The sequence below is a fragment of the Krasilnikovia sp. M28-CT-15 genome, from assembly GCF_047159595.1.
GTDB lineage: Bacteria > Actinomycetota > Actinomycetes > Mycobacteriales > Micromonosporaceae > Actinoplanes.
The window spans coordinates 3,019,617-3,039,946 of sequence record NZ_BAAGAK010000001.1; the positions used below are offsets into that span (position 1 = coordinate 3,019,617).

Genomic DNA, 20,330 nt, shown 5'->3' on the forward strand with positions numbered 1-20,330 from the left:
ATCATCGACGCCGCCACGGGTTTACCGCGTGCGCCTAGCGGCGCGCCAGCACGGACCGGTACACCTCCACCAGCGAATCCACGCAGGTTTCCCAGGTGGGCAGCGCCATCGGCCGCCGGGGTGCGGCGCCCATCGCCGCCACCAGCGCCCGCGCGGCGTCGGCGGGGTCGGTACCCGGCCGCACCCCATGGACCAGGCCGTCCTCCACCAGGTCGGCCATGCCGGCGATGTCGTAGCCGACCACCGGGCGTCCGGTGGTCAGCGCCTCCATCACCGCGACCGGGTGCGCCTCGTAGTCGGAGAACGCCGCGACCACCTGCGCGCTGCCCAGCGCGGTGGCCATGCCGTCGCGGTCGTCGGGGTGGATCGCCCGGATCGTCACGGCGTCGGCCACGCCCGCCTCGGCGGCGATGCGGCGCAGCTGCGCCTCGTACGGGCCGGCACCGAGAATCTCCAGATGGGCGTCGGGCACCAGCCGGCGCACATACGGCAGGGCTGCGATCACGCGCTGGTGTCCCTTGTACCGTTCCAGCCGCCCACTGGAGACGATCCGGCCCGGCACCGGCTCCACACGGCACTGGTTCAGCGGCAGGCCGCCCCCGTTGCGGATCACCGACAGCCGCTCGGTGGGCACCCGCGCGAGTTGCTGGAAGATGCGGGCTTCCGATCGGCTGACCGCCACCACGTGCGCGGCGCCGCGCACCATCGGCCCGAGCGCCGTCCACTGCAGCGAGCGCAGCGCGTTGCGGGTGGTCGAGGTGTGGCCGCCGGTGTGCAGCGTGACCACGTACGGCGTGCGCGCGAACCGGGCGGCCGCCATGGCCAGCAACGGGACCGGGGTGTGGATGCCCTGGCAGTGCACCAGGTCCCAGCCGCCGCGGGCCACCACCGCAGCGATGCCCGGCGCGAGGTAGTAGTCGCGGTTCGAGGGCCAGGCGGGCACCCGCAACACCTCGAAGTTCCCGTGCGCCTCCCGCCGCGGACGGGCGCGGGTCCGGTCGGTGGCCAGGACGGTCAGCTCGATGTCCCCGCGTGCCGCCAACCGCCGGGAGACCTCGTCGACGTGCATCTCGATGCCGCCCATGTCGGGCAGGTACCGCGCACCGACCTGCAGGACGCGCAGCCGCCCCCCGGTACGGGGCGAGACGAACCGGTCACCATCCGCCTGGGTGATGTCATGCGTCGTCGTCATGCCCCGCAGACCTCCCGATAGACGTTCTCCACCCGCGCCGCCACCGACGAGGCGGTGAACTGCAAGACCCGTTCGCGGCCGCCCGCGCCCAGGCGGTCGCGCAGGTGCGGGTCGGCCAGCAACCGGCGCAGCGCGGCGGCCAGCGCCGCGCTGTCCCCGGGCGGCACGAGCAGGCCACTGACCCCGTCCTCGACCATGTCGACCATGCCGCCCGTGCGTGTGGTGACGACCGGGCGCCCGGACGCCATCGCCTCCAGCACGGTGGTCGGGCAGGAGTCGGGCACGATGGACGGCACCACCGCGACGGTGCTGCGGCGGAAGGCGGCCATCACCTTCGGGTGCGGCCACTGCTGGTGCAGGCGCACCCCGGACGGCAGCCGCGCCGGGACGTCCGGGCTGGGCCGGCCCACCATGATCAGCGGCGGGCGGCCGGCGCCGAGCGCGGCGTACGCGTCGAGCAGCACCACCACGCCCTTGTCCCGGATCAGGTCCCCGGCGAAGAACAGGAAGTCACCCTCGGGCAGGTCGGGGTCCGCGGTCTGCGGGTGCGCCTCCAGCAGTCGGTCGGGCACGAAGTTGGGGATCACACTCGACGGCACCGGCGAGCCGGGCACACCGTTGCGGTCGGCGACCGCATTGCTCACGCTCACGATGTGGTCGACCGCGTGGTTCTTCCAGCGGCGCATCACCGGCACGCTCAGCGCGGTGGCCGTACCGACCGCCGGACCGAAGTGCCCGGCGGCGCACGGCAGGCAGCGCGCCAGGCCCGGGCCGTCACACGGCACACCGGCCCGCATCATCCGCTTCGTCGCGCACACGTTGCTGTAGTCGTGCAACGTCAGGACCAGCTTGAACGGGTGCCGGCTGCGGCCACGCCGGACCGCCACCGCACTGTTGACGATCCAGTTGTGCGCGTGCACGACGTCCGGGCGTTCCCGCTCGATCAGCGTGGCCAGCGCACCCGTCAGCGCCGGGTCGGGCACCGGCAGGTGGTGTGGGCGGGCCGCGTCGGAGTACAGGCCCGCGAGCCGCATCGCGGTGCTCGCGAACCGGTGGACCCGGATTCCGGAGTCCAGTTCCTCGTAGGGCTCGGTGCCGGGCAGCAACTGCGTCGCGACGCTCACCCGGTGCCCCCGCCGGACCAGTTCGGTGGCCAGATTCAGCACGTGGCGTTCCTCGCCGCCGATGTCGGGCGGGAAGAACTGCGCGAGCATGAGTACGCGCAGCGTCCGGGTGACCCGGTCGCGGTCCGTCCGGCCCTGGGTGGCCGTCGTGGGGTGGGTCATCGGGAGCTCCCAGCGGTGGTGGGTTGTCGGGGTGGGGGTCCGGGCAGGGGTGGTGTGGGCCGATCGGCGGCGCGGTCCTGCCACGACACCCAGAGCGCGCCGAGGCCGAGGGCGAGCAGCCAGCCGGCCAGCGCACCGGTGAGGTCCGCCACCATGGCCCCGGCGAGCGTTCCGGCGATCTCCAGCGCCGTGGCGGTCAGCACGTACGGCATGACGGGCCCGAGCGTGCGGGCGGCCCGCATCCGGGCGATGTACTGGTCCTTGAACACCAGCAGGGGACAGCCCAGCGCGATGATCCGCAGATAGGTGACGCCGCCCGCCGCGTAGTCGTGACCGAACACGGTCAGGATCAGTGGCGCGGTGACGAACAGGACCCCATACAGGGCGAGGCTCAGGGCCAGCGACATCCGGAAGACCACCCGGGCGCGCTGCCTGCCCGCCTGCGGATCGTCCGCCGAGGCGGCGAACAAACCCATCGCCAGGGCGTACGGGGCCATGAACGCGAACGTGCTGACCAGCCGTACGGTGGTGAACAGCGCGTTCGACTCGGCCGTCACGACCGCCGCGACGATCACCGGCTGCAGCACCGACGGGGCGGCGAGCGCCACGTTCATCCCGTGGTGGCGGGCCGCCTCCGGCCAGTAGCGCCGGAGGGTGCCCCGGACCTCGCCCACGGTCACCCGGTGTGTGGTCCGGGTCAGCCGCCACGCGGCGCGGGCCGCCAGCAGGCACGCGGCGACCTGGCCCACGACCCAGCCCGCAAGTGGCCAGTCCACCCCGGAATACCCGGCGAGCAGCGCGGCGGCCAGCAGCAGCACCTTCAGCCCACTGGCCACCGCGTTGCGGATCACCTGGTTGACCGGGCGGCCCAGGACGAGCATGGCCTGATCGAGGACGCCGCCCAGGGCGGTCAGCGCGGCGGCGGCCAGCAGCCACCAGAACGTCGCCCGGGCTGGTGCCAGGAAGGCGAACGAGGGAATCAGCAGCCAGGCGCCCACCCCGAAAGCGGCGGCGAGCAGCCCGGTGGCGCCGGTGCTGACCGCCACGGCGGTGACCAGCAGGCGGCGCTGCCGGACCGGGGACGCCGTGCCGAGATGGCTGATCAGCAGGGTGCCGCAGCCGAGGATGCCGAATTCGCCGAGCAGCAGCGAGGCGGCGGTGGCCGAGCCGAGCTGGCCGACGGTCGCGGCGGGCAGGCTGCGCGCGGCGACGGTCCAGAACACGAAGCCCAGTGCGCTGGTGACGACCGACGTGCCGACGATCGAGCCGGCGATCGCGGTGACCCGGGAGCGGCGTACGGCACCGAGCCGCCCGCGCCACGTCGCGGCGCTCATCGGCCCTCCTGCCGTGCCTCGGTGAGAATGGTCGCGACGCGGTCCACGTCGACCGACCGAGCGGAAAGGACGGCCAGGCCCGCGCCCGCCACCGCCATCGCGGCCGCGCAGAGCGCCGCGGCCACCACCGCCGGCCCGGGCCGGGCCAGTCGCAGGCGTTCGCCCCGCAGCGCCGAGACCGCGAGCGCGAGCGCGATGGGGGCGGCGAACTGCCAGCCCGGCCGGAATCCGGCGGCGACGGCCGCCCCGGTCAGCAGCGCCACCGTGGCCATGCCGGTGGCCGCGGCACCGGCGCCGCCCAGGGCGTCCAGCAATGCCCGGCCACCGCGCCGGACGCTGGCCCGTAACGCGAGGAGCACCGTGCCGACGAGCAGGCCCAGCAGCGCGTCGCGCCGGGGCTGCGGATGCCGGTCGCCGGTCCAGCCGTGGGTGGTCGTGGTGCCACCCAGTCCCTGTAGGTCGTAGATGGCCACCGGGCCGTGCCGATAGACCGTAACGATCCCGGGTACGGCGGCGAACTTGGTCAACGCGGCCGGGGTGAGCTGTCGTTGCTGCGGCGTCTCCCCGGCATAGAAGTACCACCGCCGGTGCGGCAGGCCCTCGGCCAGGCGGGTGTCGACGTACAGATAGCGCAGGCCCATGGCCGTGACCGTGCGGGTCTGCTCCGGTCCCCAGGTGTCCGAGAAATACAGCATGGCGGGTTCGATGCCCGCGCGCGGGTGCACGTCGGGCCAGAGCCGGGCGGTGGAGGCCAGTACGGTGGCCGGCATCCGGTCGGCCATGATCGTGCTGCCGGGTTCGAGGTGGTCGCGGCTGAACGCGACGGCGGCGAGGGTCTCCGCGTCCAGTGACCGGCTGTCCGCTACGACGAGGAAGCTGCCGGGCAGGCGGGCCCAGTCGGGTCCCGAGCCGAGCAGCAGGCCACCCACGGAGGCGAGTCCGGCCACCGCGACGACTGCCGCGGTGTACCGCCGGCCGCGCACCGGCGTGGCGCCGGACACCGGTTCTGCGCGGCGGCTCACCAGCCAGGCGATGCCCAGCGACAACACCAGGAAAGCGAACGTGCTGGCCCGGTCGCAGACCTCCGCCACCTCGGGCGCCAGGCGTCCGGCGAACGTCGCCGGGTACGCCAGGCACAGCAGGCCCACCACGGCGAGCAGGCGATGGCGGCGGCGCCATGCGTGCCGCAGCAGCGCCACCCCGGCCACGACCGCGGCCGCGGTGCAGACGACCGCGTACGCCGTGAGCATCACCCGTTCCCACCCCGGTGTGGCGGCCCCGGCTCCGTCGCTGAACAGCGCCCGTTCCCTACCGCCGAGCATCGTGGCGGCCTGATGTAGCGCCCCACCGAACATCGGGCCGAAGTAGCCGCGCAACTGCCCGGCGATCGGGATGGCCTGGGCGATCACGGCCGCGAAGGTCCCCGCTGCCACGACGCCGACCACCCTGCGGTCCCGGCGTTCACCCAGGATCAGCCAGACCAGCAGTACCGCCGCGCTGATCCAACTGGTCAGGTGATGGGTGATCGCGACGCCGAGGAAGCACACCAGCGCCGCGGCGGTCGGCCACGCCGGGTTCCGCTCCGCGCGCGCCGCGCGCACCAGCAGCGACAGGCCGGCAACCGCCAACGACAGCGCCAGGGTCTGGTACGCGAACAGGGAGTTGAAGAGGTAGAACTGCGGCGAGACCGCGTAACACAACACCGCGACCCCCGCCGACCGCGCGTCACCGGTGATCGCCTCGGCCAGCCGGTACAGCGCGAGTACCAGCACCAGCCGGCACAGCACCACGACGAGGGTGATCGTCACCATCGTCGGCACGCCGGTGGCCCGTTGCAGGGCCAGGGTCAACAGCTCCAGGCCGGGGAAGTAGGGGCTGGCCGCGAGCAGGGGATTGGGGCTGAACAGCGGACCGTCGGTCAGCAGGTCCCGGTAGGTGCGCAGGTGCAACTGCTCGTCGAAACTGGTCAGCAGCAACGGGTCGGTCAGCCGGTAGAGCAGCGTCGGCAGCACGCCGACCACCACGACGGCCCACCGCCGCACCGGCGCGGACAGCCGCCGGCGCAGCAGCATCGTCGCGGAGACCACGAACGGCACCGTCACGGCCGCGACGAACAGGATCATCCCGTACTCGGCGTGGCCCGACCGGGACGCGGTCACCGCCAGGCCGAGCAGGAGTACGGACAGTCCCGCACCGGCCAGCAGAGACACCGCCGCGAGGCGGTCCGTGGCACCCGGTCGTCGGTCTGCGGCATGCTCGGTCAGCGGCACTGCCGGCGCGTGTTCGGTCGCCGCCGTCACCCTTTACCACGGCTGGTTTGCAGCCCTCGCGATTCGGCCGCCCCCGCGACGGCGGCGTGCTCCCACGTATTGCCGGCGATGCCCCGCGCGTACCCCAGCGACGTGGCGGCAAGCCCGAACATGATCGCAAACGCGCGGGCGCCCCCCGCCGGATGCAGCGAGACGAGTTGCCGGAGTCCTTGGAGGACGCCACGGGGCAGCACGCTGCGGACATACGTGCGCTCGGCGGACAGTCCGCTGGCCGCGCCGACCATCCGGGACACCACGGCTTTGGACAGGCCCTCGCTGTAGCAACGGGACCGGAAGTAGCGGAACCTGCGTCGATCCGGGCTCACCCGGTGCATGACGTTGATCGCCGGGTCGTAGAGCAGTTTCCCGCCGGGCAGCGCGTTGCCCAGCCGGATGCACAGCTCGGTCTCCTCGCAGCCGAGTGGGCGCCGGCCGACCCGTCCTACCGCCGCGCTGAAACCGCCCACCAGGGTGAACACCTCACGGCGGAAGGACATGTTGCATCCGACGAGGTTGCGGACGACTGCCGGAGCGGTGGGCTGACCCACATACGTGCACCCGACCACCCAGTCGAACTCGGCGGGCAGCCACCGTGGCCGTGGACCGCCGCTCCACACCGCCGTGGCGGATCCCCCCACGCCCTGCACGCCCGGGTCGTCGTAGTGGGCGAGCAGAGTCTGCAACCAGGTGGGTCCGGCCGCCGCGTCGTCGTCCAGAAACGCGACGATGTCGCCGCGGGCTTCCCCGATTCCGGTGTTGCGCGCCCCGGACAGGCCCCGGTCTTCCTCGTTCCCGATCACGCGTACATCCGGGAACGCGGCGTGGGCGGCCGCGGCCAGCTCCGGGTTGTGGTCGACAACCAGGATCACCTCGTCCGCCGGATGGGTCTGTGCCCGCACGGACTCGACGGCGCCGATGATGTCGGCCCAGCGCTCCATGGTGTATGCGCAGATCACCACGCTGACGGTGAGCCCGGCGCGCCGCGACAGCGCGGCGGCCGTCACGGCTTCGCCTGCCGAGCGCGCAGCAGGTGGCCGGGCTGCGTCGCCGGGGGGACTGGGCGCAACTGAACCTCCGAAACGGGCCAACGACAACCCAGGACTAAACGGAACTTTGCTCACGTTTCGTCTAGGGTGCCATCGGGGACCGTTGGCGATGTAGTCCCCGCGGCCATTTCTGCCGAGCACGTTTCGGTGCTGGTTCGACCCGACCGGACGACCTGTCGATCACGGAGAGGCTGGTGGGCCGGAGGTGGCCGGTGGGACGATGCCGCGATCTCCGGTTCGCCTCGCATCGCCCAATAAGGATTCCGCCGGCGGTGGTGAGGGTCCTCTGGACGCCGGGCGCGAGCTCGGCACGTACTCCTGTGTTTCGGTTCGGCGCGTTTCCTCAACTAACCCGCCTACCGGCCGATAGCTCGCCGGAAGACGAGGGGGAACCGATGTTCCGACTGCTTGACCAGGTGCCGGTGAAGCCGCGTACGACCGCCGCACTGCTCTGCCTGGTGGGAGGCTCGCTCGGCCTCGGCCTGTACACGCACTTCACCGTCGGCGCGGTCGCCGAGAGCCTCCCGGCCGGCTCCGCCGGCCGGGCAGAACTGGAGTTGGTGGCAAGCCTCGCCCTGTGGGTGCCGCTCGTGCTCGCGCCGCTCGGCGTGCTGTTGCAGATGTCGAGCTGGATGACCCTGGTCCGGGCGCTCAAGCACTGCGCTCACATGATCACGACAGCGGCGAGCGGCGACCTCAGCCCCCGGATGCTCGTCTTCGGCAAGGACGAGCTGGCTCTGCTGGCAACCAGCTTCAACACGATGATGGGCCAGCTCGGCGCCACCGTCGCGGGTATCCGGCAGGCGGTCGAGGAGCTCGCCGCCTACTCCGGCACGCTGGAACGGGCGAGCGCCACGATGACCGAGGCCGCCGGGGCCACCGCCACCGAGCTGGAGTCGGTCGCCGGCGAGGCGCGCCGCACCAGCGACGAGGTCGACGCGATCGCCACGGGGACCGAGCAGATGCGCGTGGCGATCGAGGAGATCAGCAGCAACACGTCGGCCGCCTCCCGCGCCGCGGACACCGCCGTGGCCGGCATCGACCAGGCCACCGCGAACGTGACCCGGCTGCACGAGTCGAGCCAGCTGATCGGCGACGTGGTTCGGACGATCAACGCAATCGCGGCCCAGACCAACCTGCTCGCCCTCAATGCCACCATCGAGGCGGCGCGTGCCGGCGAGGCCGGCCGCGGCTTCGCCATCGTGGCCGGTGAGGTCAAGGAACTGGCGCAGGCGACCGCCACCGCGACCGAGGAGATCGCCCGGCGGGTCGAGGGCATCCAGCGCGACACCGACGAAGCGGTCACCGTGGTCACCGGCTTCTCCGGGGTCATCAGCTCGATCGCCGAGCGGCAGATCACGATCGCCTCGGCGGTCGAGGAGCAGACCGCGACGACGGCTGCGATGGTGGCCGGCGCCGGCACGGTGAGCGTCAGCGCCGAGCAGATCAGCCGGGCGATCGACGCCGTCGGCGCAGCCGCCAACGAGGTCCGTGGGGCGGCGGTCGACAGCCGCGAGGCCGTCGAGGGCCTGAGCCGCACCGCCGGCCGCCTCAGCGAGATGGCCTCGGTCTTCCGGAACTGAACCGTTCCGGTGGGCGCTCAGCCGGGGCGGGTGCCGGATGCGATACCCCGTGCAACAGCGGAAAGAGGGACAGGTACGTTCCCAGGAATCCGCAAGGGTCGATCGGGCACGAATCGTTGGCCCCCGCGGACGATCCAGGAGTACCTCCTCCTGTACGGAGGTGCCGGACGATGGGAGCTGGCGGTGACCGAACCCGTCTACGTGGTGCACCAGGAACCGAGCCGATGGGATCCACCCTTCGACACGGCGTACGTCAGCCTGGCACCTCGGCTGACCGGCCAGGTCGAGCAGCTCTGGCTGAAGAACCTCGGTGAGCGGTTGTTCCGGATCGTGTGTGTGCCGTTCCTGACCGACGGCCTGGCCTACCTGGACGTGCTGGCGCTCGACCCGGCCGGCGGTCCGATCCGGGTGCACGAGCGGTCGGGCCACCGGGTACTGCGCGTGATGTGGCAGCCCAAGGAGGTGAGCGAGCTGGCCGGGTTCACCGACGCCTTGGTGACGGTCTCGGAATTCCTCGGGATTGCGCACGAGCACCACGGCGACCGGTTCATCGCGTTCGACATCGCGCCCGGCGTGGACGCCCAGGAACTGGTCGGCTCGCTCGACAAGCTGGCGGCCGAGGGTCACTTGAACTGGGAATGGGGCGACTAGCCGATGTGCCGCACCGCGCCCGGAGTCAGACCTCCCGGCGCGCGCCGGACTGTGGCCGCTTCCTGTGGATCAGGTCTTCGAGCAGGTCGGCCGCGGCCCGCGGCGCATCCGTGGCACGCAGCTCCCTACCCACCGCCTCGGCTGCGCGGCGGTACCGGGAATCGGCGAACACGCTGCGCACCGTGTCGCGCACCTGCGACGGCGTAGGCGAGCCGGTGCGCAGGTCAACACCCACCCCGGTGTAGCCGACGCGTCGCGCCACTGATTTGTTCAAGCGGCCCGACGACGCCGCCGCTCACCCCTGGATTCCATCTGCTCGGACTCAGGCACGGATCGCGTACGTCTCCTCGAGGGTCGGCGCGTTCCATGTGTTGATCGTGGAGCCGGCTGCCGGGGCCGGCCGTGCTGATCCGTCAGCTCTGGGCTGGGCCCGGGTCCAGGTCGGCCACCACCGGCAGATGATCGGAGGCGATGCTCGCCGGTGGTGAGGTGAGCACGACCGCGGTACGCGAGCGCACATCGGGGGAGTGCAGGACGTAGTCGATGCGCTGTGTGGGTGCCGGGCTCGCCGAGGTGTATCCAGGGCCGGTCCCGGCCGCAGCCCAGCTGTCGGTCAGGACGTCGGTGAGGGCCAGTACCTCCGGTGTGGTGGGTTGGGCGTTGAGGTCGGCCAGCACGACGGCATGCTCGAGCGTGCCGAGGATCTGTCGGATGGCCCGGGCCTGGAGAAGCCGTTCGTCGGGATCGTTGTGCTGTAGGTGGGTGGCGTACACCTGCCAGACAATGCCGCCGATCTCGATCCGAACCCGTAACAGCCCCCGCTGCTCGTGCACGCCGGTCCGGGGCAGTGGGATGTTCTCGCGGTCCGTGATGGGGAACGCCGAGAGGATCGCGTTGCCGAACTGGCGACACCCCGCGCCGGGGATACGCGGCCAGCGCTGGCGGTTGCCGCCGAACGCGACGTGCATGTTCAGCCGGCGCCCTAGCCAGGCAGCCTGGTCACGGAAATGGCTGCGGACATCGAAGTGCTGGTCGACCTCCTGTAGCCCGACCACCTCGACGTCAGCCGCGCGGACCACCTCACCGATGCGGGCGAGGTCGACTCTGCCATCGGCGCCCTGGCCGTGCTGGATGTTGAAGGTCATGACGCGCACACCGAGAAGGTATCCCCGCGACGTTTCGGCGCGGTCAGTACACGCGGAGGCATGGCTCAAATGGTTCAGAGCCACCCGCGATCATGAACGATCGGTTGATCGAGATGCTGGTCCCCGCGGCGCCGGTGGAGACTCTGACGGCGCAGCAGATCGTTACTGCCCGCCGGCGACGCGGCGCAGGGGCGCGACATCACGCGCGTCCGGCGAGTACGTGGACGCTGACGGCCACGAACGGCCGTTGGTTGACGATGCGATGGCGTCCAGGTGTGAGCAGACGACCGAATCCTGACCGAAGCATGTGAATGGCGGCCGGCTCGCCGTCGTCGTCCGGCTGGACCAGCTCGATCAGCTCGCCGCGCATGACATGCACCGCGCCGCCTCCATCATGCGCGTGGAAGCTGGTTCCCTGCCCCGGAAGCCAGGTTGTCAGCCACACCTCGTAGTCGGGGCGGTCGAGGAGTCGAACCGACCAGCGTTTGCCGGGACGAAACCGCGGTGCGACCGGCCAGTCGTACGGCTCCGCAGCGAACCTGTGGGCGATCGCCAGGCAATCAATCCGGGACGCCGATGTCATCGCGACGCCCCGGGACGGGTTCCACATCGGTCACTCGCGTTCTCGAAGTCCTGAGATGCAGTCCCAGCCAGAGTGACGATGTCCGGACCGACGGCACCGATCACGCTCTTCCCGCTGCGACCCTTTCCAGTTGTCCCCTGCACCATCGCCCATCCCTTCGAATCCGCGCCAAGTTACGTAATCCTCGGCCTTTCGGACAGGGGATCGCGCGACTCTGCAACTCGCCCGCGGCAAGAGCTTCGGGCTTGATCCCGGGTCTTGCCCGACTGGTCTGCACCGAGAATGCCCGTGGGGCCTGGCCCCTTCCTCTACCTGACGGCTAGGACCCCTCTGCCATAAGAGGGAGATTTGGTTCCCAGCCGGGGTCCAGCCTGCGCCGATGGTCGTGGCGCCCGGTCGCCCGTCGTCCGCAGGGTCACCGCGGCGCGGCTGCTGGGAGCCTCACGTCCGAACGCCGAAGGCCCGTCCGTCGTCGTGTCGGGTGGCCGGCTCTCTATCGAATGGAAGAGGCAGTCGAGTCATCGGGTAGAGGAGCCGGGTCGCGGTATCTGCCATCCTTGTCGTGGATGGCTTGCCATTGTTGCGAGAAATGCGCCCATTCTCTGTACGGGCATTCCAGAATATTGATGATCCCCGTGCCGGCAGGTGCGGGGCAGGCGTGGTTCCGCATATTTTCGGCGTCAAAAAAGATTTGTAGATCGTTGAACCAAACGTTTGGCGTGGGCCGTATCACCGGCCAGCAGCAATGCAAATCAAGCCAAGTGTGAGGGATGTGAAACCATGCGCTCAGGCAGGACGAGAAAGCCAATCAAGATTGCCGTCGTCGTGGCCGTCGCGGCGGCCACGGGGGCAGTAGCCAGCATTCCGGCAATCAGCTCTGCGGGGGAGAACGGCAGTGCCGGGCGGAACAACTGTGTCCTGCTGCCAGCCGGACGCAACGGCGCGGGCGCCGGCAACAACCAGGGTGCCCAGGCTGGACAGGGCGGTGCTGGCCAGCAGCGCGGTCAGGCCAACGGCAACGGAAACAATCAGCAGGGCGGCGGGAACAATCAGCAGGGCGGCGGGAACAATCAGCAGGGCGGCGGGAACAATCAGCAAGGCGGCGGGAACCAGCGCGGCAACGCGGGACAGAACCAGGGGCAGGGCAACGACCTGCAGCAGGCGCGGCAACGCGCGAACGCTGCGCGCCAGGCCTTCTTCGCGCAGTTGACACGGTTCCGTGCGGCGCGGGGCCAGGCGCGGGCGGCAGTGCAAGCCTTCCGGAAGGCACAGCGCAACGCTGCGGCCAACCCGGGTAACGCAGCGGCTCAGCAGGCGGTCCAGAACACCAAGGCCGCGGCCCAGGCGGCGATCAACCGGTTCCGGAGCGAACGGGCCGCGGCCCTCCGCGCGCTGCGCCAGGCGCGCCAGGCAGTGGCCCAGCTCCAGAACCAGAACGGCCAGAACCAGAACCAGAACCAGAACGGCCAGAACCAGAACCAGAACCAGAACGGCCAGAACCAGAACGGCCAGAACCAGAACCAGAACCAGAACGGCCAGAACCAGAACCAGAACCAGAACGGCCAGAACCAGAACGGCCAGAACCAGAACGGCCAGAACCAGAACGGCCAGAACCAGAACGGCCAGAACCAGAACGGCCAGAACCAGAACGGCCAGAACCAGAACGGCCAGAACCAGAACGGCCAGAACCAGAACGGCCAGCGGCGCTGCAACGACCAGTCCCAGAACAACCGAAACCAGAACAATGGCGCCCAGAACTCCGGGAACAATGGCCAGGGCAACAACTATGGTAACCAGAACCAGGGCAGTCAGGCGGGGAGCGGGAACCGTACCGACTCCGCCGGCGCGGCTCAGACGATGAATGATCTTGAGCGAGTCGCAGCCACGGACGGTCTGCGCAATGTCACCTCCTCTGACATTGGCGCAGGACGCCGATAGCGAGCGGCGTCAGGGGCGACGGATACCGCCGGGCGGTTCGCCCGGCGGTATCCGTCGGTTCGATCCGCGGTCGGGTCAACGGACAACGACGGCCAGGTTGCGTGAACCATCGAACCGGCTGCTCCCGTATTGACTGACGTGAGGCGGATACTGGCTCAGCGCGGTCCAGCGGTGGCGCGTGAGCTGGGTCTGGGCGTTTTGCTCGCCGCAATCATCTGGGGGTCGGCGAGGCTGTCGTCCGACCCGGCATGGACGTTCATCGAATGTGCGCCCGAATCGCCCTTGATTTGGGTGCCCATGGGCGGCGCGGTCGTTCTGGGACTACTCGGGCGGAAATATCCGTCGGTGTCTCTCGTCGGAGCCGCCGGACTGTTCGGTGTCTGGCCGGTGTCCGGCTGCCTACTGGCTCTTGCCGCATTCCGTGCCGCCGCAGAGACCCGGCCGACACGCCGGCTGACCGCTTTCGGCTTGGCGGTTCTCGCCGACTTCGGCGCGGCCTTCGCCTCCGCCCAGTACGGCTGGTCGATCGTCGCCGTCGGTCACGCCGTGGCGCTGATCGTCTGCCTTGGACTGCCGGTCGGCGTGCAGCTGCTGCTGGGCAAGGCGGATCGGCTCGTGGGCGCCCTGCGCGAGCGCGCCCACTACCTCGAGGAGAACTACAGGCTGGCGCACTCGGCGGCACGACTGCAGGAGCGCTCCCGCATCGCCCAGGAGATGCACGATGAGCTCGGTCACCGGCTGAGTCTCATCGCCCTGCACGCCGGCGCGCTGGAGCTCGCAACGGCACAGCAGGCACCCGCGGGAGCCGACCAGGCCCGCCTGATCCGCAGCACGGTGCAGTCGGCGATGCGGGAGCTGCGCACGTCGCTGGGCATCCTGCGCGCCGCAGAGCCGGTGCAGGCACAATTACAGCCGGTGCAGGAGACCGGCACTCAGGCCGACCTGGCCCGGTTGGTGGACGAATCGCGGTCGGCAGGGGTGCCGGTCGACCTCACGTGGCACGGGGATGATCTCAGGGGTGTCGCGCTGCCCGTCCGGCAGGCGGCGCATCGGTTGGTGCGTGAGAGCCTCACGAACATTCATCGGCATGCGCCCGGAGCCGTGGCAACCGTGCAGATCGATCGCAGTGGTGACCGGATCCGGATCCTGATCGGCAACGGTCGGCCGTCGACGCCGGCACCCGCGGTCCGGAGCACCCGGCATGGCCTGGTCGGCGTGCAGGAGCGGGTGCGCCTGCTCAACGGGGATTTCGCCGCCGGCCCGACGACCGACGGCGGCTTTCAGGTACGGGCCGAACTTCCCCTGACGGATGTTCCCGTGACCGGCGGACCGGAGGAAACGCTGCCGACGGGGAACTCGGGCAGGACCGCGCCACCGTTTCTCGGCCCACGGCACGCACGCGGCGGGCTGCGGCGACTCCGGGATGCCCGTGGCGTGGCGGCGGTTCTGGCTGCCGGGTTGCTCGGCGTGCCCGCGCTCGTCTCGGTGGTGCTCGATGCGGCATCGATCCTGGTGCCCGGCGCCGACCCGTACGACTCGCCGGAGGAACCCGTCCGCATCGGCATGACCCAGGCCGACGTGATGTCCGCCATCGGCGAGGACGATCCGGTTGCCCGGCTGGCCGCCAAGGGGATCGAGACGCGCCCACCGGCCGGGGCGGCGTGTGTCTATGCCCAGCAGTGGGATGACGTCGAGAGGATCCTCCGGTACTGCTTCCAGGGCGACCGCCTGGTCGTCATGGACGAGTTTCCCATCACCACCGGTTCGTGAGGTTGACACCTGCATGATCAACGCTGCCGTCCGACCAGTCCGGATCCTGCTCGCCGACGACGAGGCGCTGGTCCGTGCCGGTCTGCGCCTGGTCCTGGGTCACGCCCACGACCTCGAGGTGGTCGCCGAGGCGGGCACCGGTGCGGAGGCCATCGATGTCGTGGCCCGCCACGACATCGATGTGGTCCTCATGGATGTCCGCATGCCCGAGATGGACGGCCTCACCGCGGCCGAGCACCTGTCCGCCCGCGCCCCGTCGGTCCAGGTCCTGATGTTGACGACGTTCGGCGAGGACGAGTACGTGGCACGGGCTCTGCTGGCCGGAGCCGCCGGATTCCTGCTCAAGGACACCGGCCCGGAGGAGCTCATCCGTGCCGTCCGCGCGGCTGCTGAAGGGCACGCCATTCTCTCGCCGCGCATCACCCGAGAGTTGATCGACCGGTACGTTGTCACCAGCGCAAGCCAGATCGCCGAAGCGCGCCACCTGGTCAACCAGCTGACCGAACGCGAGCGTGACGTCCTGGGCATGATCGGCCTAGGGCTGTCGAACGCGGAGGCCGGGAAGCGCCTCTACATGGGTGAAGGCACCGTCAAGACGCACGTGCGGCACATCTTGACGAAGCTCCGCTGCGCCAATCGTGTCCAGGCCGCCATCCTCGCCCGCGACGCCGGCCTGCGGCCGGGCAGATGATGTCGGTCAGCGATCGGCCGCGGTGGCGTTCACCGGAGAATGCAGCGATCTGCTGATCGTCGGGACGCCCGACCTCCGTTCCAGCGGCGCCCAGCCGTCGGCTTGGCGCCGGCCGGTACTTCGCTGCCGCCCTGCGCGATTGCGACAATAACGGTAGAATTGGCAGCCTGTTGTCGGCGAGCGCGGCACCTCGAGTACGCGCCTCGGGAGGCGGCACGCTCGGCACGCCAGGGGGGTGCGGGCCGTGCGATTTCTCAGGCGCCGCCGGTTGCCTCGCCGGGCGTCGTTCCCGGCGGCGAGCCCTCCTCCGCCGGTCCGGGTCCCGGTCGGACGCAGTCGTCGTCGCCCTGCCTCGGCTGTTGGCAAGCGTGGGCCGGTACCGGGTGTTCGTGCACGTCCGTAACGTTCGTCTCGGTAGGGAGATTCGATGGAGGAACGTCTGGCGGTCACGGGATACGTACCTGACACCGCCGCCGAAGGGTTGTCGGAGCGTGCTTCGGGTCAGATCGATATCAGGCCGGAGCGCGGATACCGGGATGTGGCCATGCGCGTCGACAGTGCTGACGTGATGGAGGTGCGGGTCGGCTCCTCGGCGCAGGGCGAGACGTTGGTGCAGTTGTACCTCCGCGAGGGGGCGCGTGTCGAAACAGTCGTCGCCGTGACCGCGGACATCGAAGGCCTGGCGCGGCTGAACGATCCGACGCTTGCCCGGCTGATCGCCTCCGCCACGGCGAAGGTCATCGTTGCCTGATCCGGTGCGACTCCCGCATGTGGTGAGAGGGCCGGAAACATGAGAGCCGGGTGGGGGAACGCGTGACGAACGTCCTGCTCGTGCACCCGCCGTTGATGCCCAGTCGCGAGGTCACACCCCCACTCGGCCTGTGCACTCTCGCATCATGGCTGTTGCATCTCGGCCACGATGTCCGCATCCTCGACCTCGACCTGGAGGTGGTGGCGGACGGGCCCGACCAGACCCCGCGCGACTACCTCGCGATCTTCACCGCCGCGCTGCGGGGCCTGCGGCCCGACGTCGTCGCGGTGACCTCGATGTACAGCAACAGCCTGCAGGCCGAGCGACTGCTGAAACTGGCCAAGACGCTTGATCCGTCGATCGTGACGGTCGCGGGTGGCCCGCATTTCGGCGCGCTGGGCACGGAGGCGCTGGGGCGCATATGCCAACTCGACTTCGTCATCGAAGGTGAGGGCGAGCTCGCCTTCGCCGAGTTGCTCGACGCCCTGGATCACGGCGATCCCGTGCGCGGGATCCCACGTCTCTGCTACCGGGCCGCCGGCACGATTCACCGCAATGCCGGAGGCGACCTTCTCGACTTGTCCGTCCTGCCGCCGATGTGGCGGATTCCAGAGTCATGCATCGATCTCGATCGCTACGCCCGGACCGTCCCGGTGGATGCGGTGCGCAGGGTCATGTACATCGAAGCGGGCCGCGGGTGTCCCTTCGCGTGCACATTCTGCGCCACCGCGCCGTTCTGGCAGCGCAGATACCGAGTCAAGCCGGCCGGCCGGATCGTCGACGAGATGCGTCATCTCCACGAGAGTCACCGCTACAACAGCTTCATCCTGGTGCACGACCTGTTGACCGTCAACAAGCGGTTCGTCGGGGAACTGTGTGACGCAATGGTGGCCGCCCGGTTGCCGGTCGAATGGATGGCCAACTCGCGGACGGATCTCCGCCTGGACGGCATTCTGCCGAAGATGAAGGCCGCGGGTTGCTGGAAGCTCTTCTTCGGAATCGAATCCGCGAACGAGTCGGTGCAGCACGCCATAGACAAGCACCTCGACGTTGGTGCGGCAACCGCGGCAATCGAGGACCTCAGGGACCACGGGATCTCCGCGACCTGCTCCTTCATCATCGGCTTCCCCGCCGAGTCGGCCAGACAGTTGTCGGGGACGATCGCCCTGGGGGCGCGACTGAAGCTGTTGGGTGCCGAGACCGTTCAGTTCCACCGACTCCGGCTGTTCCCCCCGTCACGACTGACGCAGACCGCACCGGCAGGCGACTTCGACCTCGACGCGCTGCGGATCGAGTACCCGTTCACCGACGTCCCCGCCGCCGACATCGCCGCGGTCGCCCAGGACCCACAATTCTTTTCGGGCTACTTCACGCCTGCGACCGGCACGGGGACACCGCCGCAGCTCGCGCAGGTGGAGATGTTCTTCCATCACGCCGTCGCGCTCGCGCCGCTGACGATCAATGCTTTCGCCCAGTTCTGCGGCGAGGAGTTGGTGCCGTCGTTCTACGACACGGTCGTCGACCATGGTGGCATCGCCCGCGAGCAGCTCGACTGGGAGGGCGGCGATCTACACGGCAACTGGCTGGTGCTCCGCCCGCTGTTGGAGGCGTGGATCGGCGGGCAACGTACGTTCGCGGACTGGCAGTCGCACGTCCTGCGTGCCCTGCTCGATTACGAATCGTGTCGCTTGTCCTTCGTCAAAGGTGAGGCCATTCCCCGGGAAAGTGCGCTGACGCGGGGAGCGAGCTGGGTGGCGTTGACCTCGAAGGTCGACATCGCAGAGGTCCTCGGGCGCCTTCAGTCGGGGGGTCGGCTCGACGCGAACCTGCTCCGGGAGGGGACCGTCGTCCTGACGCGGCAGGCGTCCGGCGTTTTCGGCGCGTACACGGTCGACTCGGCGCTCCTGCCACGGTTGATGGCCCACGAGCCAACCCTCGTGCGCGCGTTCAGCGGCTGATCGTCCGTCGATTCGTGGACGACGTACCCACGCCTGATGCCGGATACCGGGCACTCGGCTGCGCAAGGGCCGCAGCCCTGACGGCCGAGCGGGCCGATGTTGCGTGCCCCCATGCTTGCGCGATGCGGGTCTTGTCCTTCGCCGGGTGCGGCATGATTCGGCTGTGGCTGACCATTCCGACGCTGACCTCGCACGCCTGCTGACGCTGGCCCGTCGGGTGTGTGCCACTGCCAAGATCGCTTCTGGTGTGGGGGAGACCCTGCGCCTGGCGGTCGAGGACCTGGACGCGCACCTGAGAGGGCGGTGGCCCGAACCGCCGGTGCCGGAGACGCCCGTGACCATCGACGAGTTGGTCCGCGTGTTCGCCGCACAGAAGCCGAACCTGGACTGGGTCCAGGCGGTCGGGCAGATCGTGTCGGTGCTGGACCGTAAGCAGATGACCGCTCTGCTGGCGGTGCTTCCCCGCGCTGATCGCCGTACCCGGGTGGAGTTGGTCCGCGTCCTGGCGCCGCACCTGGACCGGGCGCAAGTGGCCGAGGTGGTCGCGGTCGTCGCGAAGACCAAGGGTGCCGGGGCGCGGCTGGCAGCGCTCGGCCACCTCGTCGACCGGTTGCCCGACGCGCAGCGCGACGACGTCGTGGCGGCGGCGGTGCGGCGCGCCGTCAAGGTGCCAGCCGAGGCGCACGATCTGATCGCCTGGGCCGCGCCGTACCTGCCGCCGGACCGCCTGGTCGCCACGCTGCGCACGGTGGCGGCGCAACAGGAGCCGCGCGCGCACTACCAGGTGCTCCGGGTTGCCGCGGCCAGCCTGCCGCCCGCCGGCCTCGACGAGATCCTGTCGTTTCTGCCGAGGATCCCGGAGGAGGCGGTGCGGGCGTTCGCGCTGGCGGAGCTGGCGCCGCTGCTGCCGCCGGACCGGCGGGGCACCGCGCTGGCGCTCGCCGGAGACATCCGTACCGGCATCTACCGCGCTCGTGCCCTGGCCGGGCTGGCGCCGCACCTGCCGCCGCCCGAGCGCGCCGCCGCGGCCCGGGACGCGTTGCGTGAGTGCCTACGCGATCGGGAGCCCTCGCTCCGGGCGCTCGTGGTCGGGACGCTCGCCCCGCTCCTCGACCGGCAGCAGCACGACATGGTGCTCGACCTGGTCAGCGGCGGCGACACCCGCGAGTTCGGCCTGCTGCGCCACTGTGCACCGCACCTCGACGCCGCGCAGCTCGAACGGGCCCTCGACCTGCTGCGCGACCGCCGGTTCGACCACATCGGCGGCGGCGAGGGCCTGCTGGCGGTCCAGCCGTACCTGTCGCCTGCGCAGCGGCGGCGGGCGGCGGCGGACCTCCTCGCCCGGCTGGTCCGCACCCGTGGCTGGCTGGACCACCCGTCGGCGCTCACGCTCGCCGCGCTCGCCGGTGATCTCACCGTCGCCCAGGTCGACACCGTCGTCGAGACCGCCGCGCTGCCGCACGAGAGTTGGCACCGGGCGTGGCTGATCGCTGCGGTGCTGCCCCGGCTGACCGCCGCCCAGGCGACCCGCGCGCTGGAGCATGCGCTCGGGATTCCCGACCCCGCCTGGCGCGCACCGGTGCTGGGGGACCTGTTCCCCGGGCTCGACGGCGACGGGCGCCGCCGGGTGGTCGCGGACACCGCCACCATCGAGGACCCGGCGCAACGCGTGGCAGCGATCGCCGAGTACGTCGTCCACCTCCCGCCCGCGGCCCAGGACCCCCATCGTGCCGCGGCGCTCGCCGTCGCCGACGCGATCGTGGAGCCCTACGAGCGGGCGATCGCCCTCGCGCACCTGGCGGCGGCCATGCCCGCACCGGCACGCATTCGCCCGTTGCGGCTCGCGCTCGCCACCGCCCGGCAGGTGGCAGACCGTGATTGCCGCATCCGCGCACTGGCGGCCGTAGCCGCCACCTGCGCCGGGATCGCGACCAGCCGGCCGGCCATTCGACCCGCGAATCCGATCCGGGCGTCGACGTCCGACACGGGGTGAGCCGGTGGAGGCGTCGGCGTCGTCCGGGCTGACGGAGACGTCGGCCCTGTTCCGCCCCTTTGGGTGGCCCATTCGCGCGGGACACAGCTCCGGACGGGGG

At 70.6% G+C, this 20,330-nt stretch carries 16 protein-coding genes; 8 read left to right on the top strand and 8 right to left on the bottom strand.

Annotation, left to right across the window (positions count from 1 at the left end; genetic code table 11):
- Positions 1–34 precede the first annotated feature (34 nt).
- From ACMCNO_RS14150 to ACMCNO_RS14170, 5 genes are all read right to left on the bottom strand, one after another.
- On the bottom strand, positions 35–1,192 hold the full coding sequence (locus ACMCNO_RS14150; RefSeq protein WP_412749879.1) for a glycosyltransferase family 4 protein: 1,158 nt from the start codon (positions 1,190–1,192) through the stop codon (positions 35–37).
- Positions 1,189–2,478, bottom strand: coding sequence for a glycosyltransferase family 4 protein (locus ACMCNO_RS14155; RefSeq protein ID WP_412749880.1), 1,290 nt, complete (start codon positions 2,476–2,478; stop codon positions 1,189–1,191). Before ACMCNO_RS14155 ends, ACMCNO_RS14150 begins: the two co-directional genes overlap by 4 nt.
- Positions 2,475–3,812: a lipopolysaccharide biosynthesis protein gene (locus tag ACMCNO_RS14160; RefSeq protein WP_412749881.1), complete on the bottom strand. Its 1,338-nt coding sequence runs from the start codon at positions 3,810–3,812 to the stop codon at positions 2,475–2,477. The genes ACMCNO_RS14155 and ACMCNO_RS14160 overlap by 4 nt, the downstream gene beginning before the upstream one ends.
- Positions 3,809–6,022, bottom strand: a complete 2,214-nt coding sequence (locus tag ACMCNO_RS14165) for a glycosyltransferase family 39 protein (RefSeq protein WP_412749882.1) — start codon at positions 6,020–6,022, stop codon at positions 3,809–3,811. Before ACMCNO_RS14165 ends, ACMCNO_RS14160 begins: the two co-directional genes overlap by 4 nt.
- A gap of 86 nt (positions 6,023–6,108) precedes the next feature.
- Entirely contained in the window at positions 6,109–7,125 is a 1,017-nt protein-coding gene (locus ACMCNO_RS14170; protein ID WP_412749883.1) for a glycosyltransferase family 2 protein, read from the bottom strand.
- A gap of 437 nt (positions 7,126–7,562) precedes the next feature.
- On the opposite strand from ACMCNO_RS14170, the gene ACMCNO_RS14175 reads away from it, so the two are divergent.
- Both ACMCNO_RS14175 and ACMCNO_RS14180 read left to right on the top strand, forming a co-directional pair.
- Complete coding sequence (locus ACMCNO_RS14175) at positions 7,563–8,750, top strand: methyl-accepting chemotaxis protein (RefSeq protein WP_412749884.1); 1,188 nt, start codon at positions 7,563–7,565, stop codon at positions 8,748–8,750.
- 183 nt (positions 8,751–8,933) lie between these two features.
- Positions 8,934–9,401, top strand: a complete 468-nt coding sequence (locus ACMCNO_RS14180) for a DUF4265 domain-containing protein (RefSeq protein WP_412749885.1) — start codon at positions 8,934–8,936, stop codon at positions 9,399–9,401.
- 25 nt (positions 9,402–9,426) lie between these two features.
- Here ACMCNO_RS14180 and ACMCNO_RS14185 read toward each other — a convergent pair whose 3' ends face one another.
- From ACMCNO_RS14185 to ACMCNO_RS14195, 3 genes are all read right to left on the bottom strand, one after another.
- On the bottom strand, positions 9,427–9,663 hold the full coding sequence (locus ACMCNO_RS14185) for a hypothetical protein (protein WP_412749886.1): 237 nt from the start codon (positions 9,661–9,663) through the stop codon (positions 9,427–9,429).
- 151 nt (positions 9,664–9,814) lie between these two features.
- Positions 9,815–10,546: an endonuclease/exonuclease/phosphatase family protein gene (locus tag ACMCNO_RS14190; protein ID WP_412753700.1), complete on the bottom strand. Its 732-nt coding sequence runs from the start codon at positions 10,544–10,546 to the stop codon at positions 9,815–9,817.
- Positions 10,547–10,745: 199 nt separating this feature from the next.
- Positions 10,746–11,129, bottom strand: coding sequence for a cysteine dioxygenase (locus ACMCNO_RS14195; protein ID WP_412749887.1), 384 nt, complete (start codon positions 11,127–11,129; stop codon positions 10,746–10,748).
- Between the two features lie 780 nt (positions 11,130–11,909).
- Between ACMCNO_RS14195 and ACMCNO_RS14200 the strand changes: the two genes are divergently transcribed.
- The 6 genes from ACMCNO_RS14200 (at position 11,910) to ACMCNO_RS14225 (ending at position 20,230) form a co-directional block, all read left to right on the top strand.
- Positions 11,910–13,067: a hypothetical protein gene (locus ACMCNO_RS14200; protein WP_412749888.1), complete on the top strand. Its 1,158-nt coding sequence runs from the start codon at positions 11,910–11,912 to the stop codon at positions 13,065–13,067.
- Positions 13,068–13,238: 171 nt separating this feature from the next.
- On the top strand, positions 13,239–14,837 hold the full coding sequence (locus ACMCNO_RS14205; RefSeq protein WP_412749889.1) for a sensor histidine kinase: 1,599 nt from the start codon (positions 13,239–13,241) through the stop codon (positions 14,835–14,837).
- A 13-nt stretch (positions 14,838–14,850) separates the two neighbouring features.
- Complete coding sequence (locus tag ACMCNO_RS14210) at positions 14,851–15,528, top strand: response regulator (RefSeq protein WP_412749890.1); 678 nt, start codon at positions 14,851–14,853, stop codon at positions 15,526–15,528.
- A 427-nt stretch (positions 15,529–15,955) separates the two neighbouring features.
- Positions 15,956–16,279 (top strand): hypothetical protein, encoded by a 324-nt coding sequence (locus ACMCNO_RS14215; protein ID WP_412749891.1) that lies wholly within the window; start codon positions 15,956–15,958, stop codon positions 16,277–16,279.
- Between the two features lie 50 nt (positions 16,280–16,329).
- Positions 16,330–18,237 (top strand): B12-binding domain-containing radical SAM protein, encoded by a 1,908-nt coding sequence (locus tag ACMCNO_RS14220; protein ID WP_412749892.1) that lies wholly within the window; start codon positions 16,330–16,332, stop codon positions 18,235–18,237.
- 163 nt (positions 18,238–18,400) lie between these two features.
- Positions 18,401–20,230, top strand: a complete 1,830-nt coding sequence (locus ACMCNO_RS14225) for a hypothetical protein (protein WP_412749893.1) — start codon at positions 18,401–18,403, stop codon at positions 20,228–20,230.
- Positions 20,231–20,330: the final 100 nt, after the last annotated feature.